Here is a 6,930-nt window from a genome sequence, read left to right as displayed (position 1 = left end):
ACAAAAGTGACCCGGCCGTCAGGACGGAACCGACATAAGCAGCGCCGCGCTCTGATTGACACTGCGCAATCTCAAGCGCGAATAATCAATCACTCAAAACGGCGCCGGGCACTCAAACCGCATCCGCTCGCCACTCTGCGGATGGGTAAACGCCAACATGCTCGCATGCAGACACAAACGCGGATAAGCCGCCAACGCCTCGGCGTGCGCATACAACCCGTCACCCAACAGCGGATGGCCAATTGAAAGCATGTGCACCCGTAACTGATGAGAGCGGCCGGTAATCGGCGTCAACTCGACGCGGCAGTAATCGCCACAACGTTCCAGAACTTTCCAGAATGTCTGCGCATGTTTGCCGACTTCGTGATCCACCACATGCCGTGGCTTGGTTGGCGGATCGTAGCGCAGCGGCAGATCAATGCGGCCGCTGTCCAGCGTCGGCTGGCCCCAGCACAGGGCGGTATAGGCTTTTTCGGTTTCCCGGTCATGAAACTGTCGGGACAGTTCGCGATGGGTGTCCGGGTCGCGGGCGAGCAGGATGATCCCGGAAGTTTCCCAGTCCAGTCGATGGACGATTCGGGCTTCGGGGTAACCGTTTTCCTGCAGGCGGGTAATCAGGCAATCCTTGTTGTCCTCGGCACGGCCGGGAACGGAAAGCAGCAGGGTCGGCTTATCGACCACCAGGACGGCAGCGTCCTGATGAATGATGCGGATGTTCGACAACGGCATGTGTAACGGCCTCGAAACGCGAGAAACGCCAACGGCGGTATAGACGATGCTCCTTGCAGAGCAGCGCGTATACCGCCGCGGGCACCCGCCGGATCAACGATCTGGCAGGGTGATATTGAGTTCCAGGATCGAACAGCTGCCTTGATTTTCCAGAGCAACCTGCACGTCATCGGAGCCGATGTTGACGTATTTACGGATCACTTCCACCAGTTCTTTCTGCAAGGCTGGAAGATAGTCCGGGGTCGTACGTTGGCCGCGTTCGTGCGCCACGATGATCTGTAGACGCTCTTTCGCCACCGACGCGGTGCTGACCTTTTTACTGGCACGAAAGAAGTCGAAAATGTTCATTATTTGCCTCCGAACAGCCGCTCTATCCAACCCTTTTTACGCACATCGAGGAACCGGTGCGCCACTTCCTTGCCCAGCAAGCGATCCACAGCATCGCTGTAGGCCTGACCGGCGTCGCTCTGGTCGTCGAGAATGACCGGAACGCCCTGGTTGGAAGCCTTCAAGACCGCCTGGGATTCCGGGATTACGCCCAGCAAACGGATCGCGAGGATTTCTTCAACGTCTTCTACACCGAGCATTTCACCATTGACCACGCGCTCAGGGTTATAGCGAGTCAGCAGCAAGTGTTCCTTGATCGGGTCTTCGCCACGCTCGGCGCGCCGGGATTTGCTGGCCAGCAGGCCCAGCATGCGGTCCGAGTCACGTACCGAGGACACTTCCGGGTTGGTCACGACAATCGCTTCATCAGCGAAGTACATGGCCAGGTGAGCGCCTTTTTCGATACCGGCTGGAGAATCGCAGACGACGTATTCGAACGTCTCCTTGAGCTCCATGAGAATTTTTTCGACGCCTTCGACTGTCAGGGCGTCCTTGTCGCGGGTCTGGCTGGCGGCCAGCACGTAGAGGTTTTCCAGGCGCTTGTCTTTGATCAGCGCCTGGGTCAGCGTTGCTTCGCCATTGACCACGTTGACGAAGTCATACACCACGCGTCGCTCGCAGCCCATGATCAGGTCGAGGTTACGCAGGCCGACGTCGAAGTCGACGATCACTGTTTTGTGGCCGCGCAATGCGAGGCCGGTACCGATCGCGGCGCTGGTGGTGGTCTTGCCCACACCGCCTTTGCCGGATGTAACTACGAGAATCTTGGCCAAGGTGTTTCACCCCTAGAGGAAAAGGACAGTTAGTCCCTGAAGAGCGTCTCTTGAAGCGGCGGCAGTCGAACAATGATGGAAATTACTCAACCCTGACTTCTGTATCGAAGGGAGATGTGCCGGAAAAGTGAAGATCCCCGGATTTCCTACAACCTTTGCTACGTTTTCGCGACGAATCAGAGATGCTTTAAAAATGGCGCAGTATCCGTTAAAGCCGGATGATGTTCAACACGTCACCGGACAGGCTGACCTGTACCGCAGATCCCCACAGCGGGTCCCTGCGCAAGTCTTCGGATACCTTGTATTGCCCGGCAATCGAAATCAGTTCGGCGCCCAGTTGCTGACAGAAAATCCGCGCCTTGGTGTCGCCCTTGATGCCTGCCAATGCTCTACCGCGCATAGGGCCGTAAACATGGATGTTGCCATCGGCCAGAAGTTCCGCACCGGGACTCACCGGACCAATCACGATTAAGTCGCTGCCCTGGGCATAAATCTGCTGTCCGCCGCGCACAGGAAGGGTTACGACCCGGGTCGGCCTGATCGTCGGCTCGGCCGGTTTTTCGATTTTTGGCTTGGCCGCTTCACCTTCGGCCGGGTCCAGTGGACGCTCCCGGGCGCCTGACGGCGGCAGCACCGGTAAATCAATGGCGATGGCCGCAGCGATGTCTTCGATGCGATTGGCGCGAATCGCCAGGGTGCGCAGGCCGTGTTGGCGGCAGATGCGCATCAGGCCGGGCAGATCCACCGGGCCGCCATTGGCGGGAAGTTTGTCCAGCGCCAGGACCAGCGGGGTGTTGCTGAAGAAATTCGGCGCCTGCGCGACCTTCGCCGCCAATTGACGGTCGAGCGCTTCAAGGTTGTTCCGGGCCAGCTCCAGCACCGTGATGGCCAGCATGCTGCCCTTCAGTTGGAAGACGGGATCCTGGTCTTGCGATTCGATTGGGCTCATGGTCGAAATACAACAGCTTGTCGCTAAAAGTGCCGAGACTTATAACGAGAACGCCCGCTAGCCGCAAGCCGGGTCGAACCGATGTAGAATGCGCGGCCATTCTTCTGACGGAAGCTTTGATGGATCGCCCGCGTTTTCGAGCCTGTTTTCTTCACCCCCGATTCTGGCCATTGTGGCTTGGGCTGGGGCTGCTATGGCTGGTTGTCCAGCTGCCATTTCGCGTGCTGCTGATCATTGGCCGTGTCCTGGGCGCAGTCATGTATCGGTTTGCCACTGATCGAAAATACATTGCGTCGCGCAATCTGGAGCTGTGTTTCCCCCATTTGACCAAGATTGAACGCAAGCGTTTGCTCAAGGAGAACTTCGCGTCCACCGGCATTGCTTTCTTCGAGATGGCCATGAGTTGGTGGTGGTCCAGGGAGCGTCTGGCCAAACTGGCCCATATCGAAGGGCTGGAGCATCTGCAAACCGCGCAGCAACAAGGCCAGGGCGTGATTCTCATGGCGCTGCATTTCACCACGCTGGAAGTGGGGGCGGCGTTGTTGGGGCAGCAGCACACCATTGACGGCATGTACCGCGAGCACAAGAACCCGCTGTTCGACTTCGTTCAGCGTCGCGGCCGCGAGCGGCACAATCTGGATTCCCTGGCCGTGGAGCGCGAAGACGTGCGCGGCATGCTCAAGCTGCTGCGTGCCGGTCGCGCTATCTGGTACGCGCCGGATCAGGATTACGGCGCCAAGCAGAGCGTCTTCGTGCCGTTGTTCGGTATTCAGGCGGCAACGGTGACGGCCACCAGCAAGTTCGCCAAACTGGGCCGCTCCCAGGTCGTGCCGTTCACTCAGCAACGTCTGGCCGATGGCAGCGGTTATCGCTTGGTGATTCATCCACCCTTGCAGGATTTCCCCGGTGAAAGCGACGAGGCGGATTGCCTGCGCATCAATCAATGGGTAGAAAGTGCCATCACTGAATGCCCGGCGCAGTATCTTTGGGCGCATCGCCGCTTTAAAAGCCGACCGGTGGGCGAAGCGAAGCTGTATAAGAAGCGTAAATAAACCGAGGCTGACGCCCACATGCTCGAAAACGCCATTGCGATAGACGCTGTGAATGACGTCGAACCCGTCACCGGGTTGATTCTGTCCGGCGGCGGCGCCCGTGCGGCTTATCAGGTTGGCGTGTTGGCGGGGATTGCCGACTTGTTGCCCGTAGGCGCACCCAATCCATTTCCGGTGATCGTCGGCACCTCGGCCGGGGCAATCAATGCAGTGAAGCTGGCCAGCGGCGCCTTGCATTTTCGCACCGCGATCCATCAACTCACCGAGTTCTGGCAAGGCTTTCGCAGCCATCAGGTGTTGCGCAGTGATTGGCCTGGGGTCAGTCGGCAGGCCGCTCGTTTCCTCGGTAAAAGCTTGCTCGGGTTGGGTTCGCAGATCCCGGTCGCGCTGCTCGACAGCTCGCCGTTGCGTGGCCTGCTGACAGAGCGGCTGGATCTGGAGGGCATCGACGCGGCGATCCAGGCGCGGCATTTGCGCGCGGTGGCGGTGACGGCGTTCGGTTACGAATCCGGGCACGCGGTGACGTTCTATCAAGGCAAAGGCACCATCGACCCCTGGTTGCGTCATCGTCGCGTGGGTGTGCCGACTCAGCTGACCATCGATCATCTGCTGGCCAGCTCGGCTATCCCTTTGCTGTTCGCGCCAGTGAAAATCGATCAGGAATATTTCGGCGACGGCGCGGTACGCCAGTCAGCGCCGATCAGCCCGGCGTTGCACCTGGGCGCCAACCGAGTGCTGGTGGTGGGCGTCAGCGGCAACCCGCGCGGTGTCGATGCCAACCGCGACGTGCGGCGGGTCACTACGGGCGGGCAGCCGAGCCTGGCGCAGATCAGCGGACACTTGCTCAACAGCACCTTCATCGACAGCCTCGAAAGTGACATCGAAGTGCTGGAACGCATGAACTTGCTCAGCCATCTTTTGCCCAGTGAACAGCGCATACGCCAGCAAGGTCTGGCCCCGGTGGAAGTGCTGGTGATCGCGCCCAGTCAGCCCATCGACCAGATCGCCGCTCGCCATCGCCGCGAATTGCCCCCGGCACTGCGCACTTTTCTGCGCGGACCCGGGGCAACCAAAACCAGCGGCGCCAGCGTGCTGAGCTATCTGCTGTTCGAAGCGGGATATTGCAGCGAACTGATCGAACTGGGTCGCTACGACGCGATTGCCCAGGGCGAACAGTTGAAGCGGTTTTTGCGGCTGTAACGGCTTATCAATGTATAGGTAGCTGGATTACAGCGTAGGAGGGAATTTATTCCCGAAGAGGCCAGTCCAGACGCTGAAATAATACAGCCTGAGCCGACGCCTTCCCGGATGAGTCCGGTCCCACACTCGCTCCATTTGCGTTCAGGCTGTCAACCGATCATCACGGAAATCCCGCAGTGCCTGTTCGATCTCTTCCCGCGTGTTCATCACGAACGGGCCGTACTGCACGATAGGTTCGCCCAGCGGCTTGCCGGCAATCAGCAGCACCCGAGCCCCGGCCGCGCTGCTCAGTTGCAGTTCGCCCTCATTGGACAAACGCACCAGACGGCTGGTCCCGACCGCTTGCGGCTGACCGGCAATCTCCAGGCCGCCTTCATAGACGTACAACAACGCGCGGTGGCCTTCAGGCAGGCGCGGACTGATGCTGCTGCCAGCCGGCATGTGGAAATCGAAATACTGCGGCTCGGTATCGGGACGCTGCACCGCGCCAGCCTGTTGCACTGATCCATCATCGAACTGACCGGCAATCACCACCACTTCGACACCCGCTTCAGTAGTCAGGCGCGGAATGTTTTCCGGCTGGATGTCCTGATAACTGGCATCGTTCAGCTTGGTCTTGCCCGGCAGGTTCAGCCACAGCTGAAAGCCGCGCATCACGCCTTCTTCCTGCTCCGGCATTTCGCTGTGAATAATGCCCCGCGCGGCTGTCATCCATTGCACGCCACCGCCCTGCAGCAACCCGACATTGCCCATGTGGTCTTCGTGACGCATGCGGCCTTCGAGCATATAAGTCACCGTCTCGAAACCCCGATGCGGATGGGGCGGAAAGCCGGCGATGTATTCATCCGGTTTGTCCGAACCGAATTCATCAAGCATCAGAAACGGGTCAAACTGCTCGACTCCCGGCCCGCCAAATACGCGGGTCAGGCTGACGCCAGCACCGTCCGAAGTGGGTTGGCCAGCCTGAATCGACAGCACTTTGCGAAATTGAGTCATGAACCTGCTCCTCGAGTGGGAATGCTGGCTATGGTATGCCTGTCGGGTTGATGAATGGATGGGTTTTTTGCTGTGTTGTAATCGAATTTTTCGATGATGAATTTTTCCCTTCGTCAAGACGAAAAGTCCGACGGCCATGAAGTCTTTTTCGTTGAATAGACCTTTCCGCGTCCTGCATACAAAAAAATAACTATCTATATATTGCCAGCGTCTGTTTCGGACGTCGGCTTGTGGATAGGTGTAGCTAAAGACAAGAAATATGAGTGTTGTTGTATTTGGAATAGCGCATTTCTCATGGACGGCCATTTTTCGTCGTGTGGTTGAGATAAATAGAATTAAAGGAAGGTCATGGCTTTATATTTTGAAAGTTTCGAAAAGAGTTTTGATTTTGATGGGCGCGCCAGAAGATCAGAGTACTGGGTTTTCCAATTGGGCAATATCTGTTTGGGGTCACTCTGTGTATTGCTGGATGCGGTACTCGGTCTGTACATTCCCTTGATCGGGTTCGGGCCGGTTACCGTGCTCTTCTTGATGATGGTCATGGTTCCTTCTTTATCTTTGACAGTTAGGCGCTTCCATGATTATGAGTCCAGTGGCTGGTGGTGGCTGACGTTCTTAATTCCCGTAGTGGGGCTAATATTGCAAGTAATTTTTATGTCGGTAGAAGGAACAAAGGGCCCCAACAAATACGGGCCTGATCCATTGGCGAGTGAGCGATCAGATGCGCAAGGGTAGGAGCGAACTTGTTCGCGAGGCGATTTACTTATTCTGGCGCTGCGTGTCAAATCGAGTGGCACCAACAGCATTAGCGGCGCGGCTTATTGAGGTTTCGCCCTGACGGTCG

At 57.8% G+C, this 6,930-nt stretch carries 8 protein-coding genes; 3 read left to right on the top strand and 5 right to left on the bottom strand.

Annotated elements, in window-relative coordinates; all coding sequences use genetic code 11:
• Positions 1-93: 93 nt before the first annotated feature.
• From CFII64_RS10745 to minC, 4 genes are all read right to left on the bottom strand, one after another.
• Complete coding sequence (locus tag CFII64_RS10745; protein WP_020290797.1) at positions 94-729, bottom strand: RluA family pseudouridine synthase; 636 nt, start codon at positions 727-729, stop codon at positions 94-96.
• A 93-nt stretch (positions 730-822) separates the two neighbouring features.
• The gene (gene minE / locus CFII64_RS10740; RefSeq protein ID WP_020290796.1) at positions 823-1,077 is read right to left on the bottom strand and encodes a cell division topological specificity factor MinE; all 255 of its coding nucleotides are present in this window, start codon (positions 1,075-1,077) and stop codon (positions 823-825) included.
• Positions 1,077-1,889 carry a septum site-determining protein MinD gene (gene minD / locus CFII64_RS10735; RefSeq protein ID WP_020290795.1) on the bottom strand — a complete coding sequence of 271 codons (813 nt, stop codon included), beginning with the start codon at positions 1,887-1,889 and terminating at the stop codon, positions 1,077-1,079. The genes minE and minD overlap by 1 nt, the downstream gene beginning before the upstream one ends.
• A gap of 208 nt (positions 1,890-2,097) precedes the next feature.
• Positions 2,098-2,838 (bottom strand): septum site-determining protein MinC, encoded by a 741-nt coding sequence (gene minC / locus CFII64_RS10730; RefSeq protein ID WP_020290794.1) that lies wholly within the window; start codon positions 2,836-2,838, stop codon positions 2,098-2,100.
• A 119-nt stretch (positions 2,839-2,957) separates the two neighbouring features.
• Between minC and CFII64_RS10725 the strand changes: the two genes are divergently transcribed.
• Together CFII64_RS10725 and CFII64_RS10720 are read left to right on the top strand one after the other, a co-directional pair.
• The gene (locus tag CFII64_RS10725) at positions 2,958-3,890 is read left to right on the top strand and encodes a lipid A biosynthesis lauroyl acyltransferase (RefSeq protein ID WP_020290793.1); all 933 of its coding nucleotides are present in this window, start codon (positions 2,958-2,960) and stop codon (positions 3,888-3,890) included.
• Between the two features lie 18 nt (positions 3,891-3,908).
• On the top strand, positions 3,909-5,090 hold the full coding sequence (locus CFII64_RS10720) for a patatin-like phospholipase family protein (protein WP_020290792.1): 1,182 nt from the start codon (positions 3,909-3,911) through the stop codon (positions 5,088-5,090).
• Positions 5,091-5,231: 141 nt separating this feature from the next.
• Here the strand turns inward: CFII64_RS10720 and CFII64_RS10715 are convergent, their stop codons facing one another.
• Positions 5,232-6,086: a pirin family protein gene (locus tag CFII64_RS10715; protein ID WP_020290791.1), complete on the bottom strand. Its 855-nt coding sequence runs from the start codon at positions 6,084-6,086 to the stop codon at positions 5,232-5,234.
• Positions 6,087-6,434: 348 nt separating this feature from the next.
• On the opposite strand from CFII64_RS10715, the gene CFII64_RS10710 reads away from it, so the two are divergent.
• Positions 6,435-6,821 carry a DUF805 domain-containing protein gene (locus CFII64_RS10710; RefSeq protein WP_020290790.1) on the top strand — a complete coding sequence of 129 codons (387 nt, stop codon included), beginning with the start codon at positions 6,435-6,437 and terminating at the stop codon, positions 6,819-6,821.
• Positions 6,822-6,930: the final 109 nt, after the last annotated feature.

Origin of the sequence: Pseudomonas sp. CFII64 (assembly GCF_000416235.1) — a bacterium.
In the GTDB taxonomy this organism is placed as follows: domain Bacteria; phylum Pseudomonadota; class Gammaproteobacteria; order Pseudomonadales; family Pseudomonadaceae; genus Aquipseudomonas.
The sequence above is the reverse complement of the archived record's forward strand: the minus strand, read 5'-3'. Positions and strand labels throughout refer to the sequence as shown.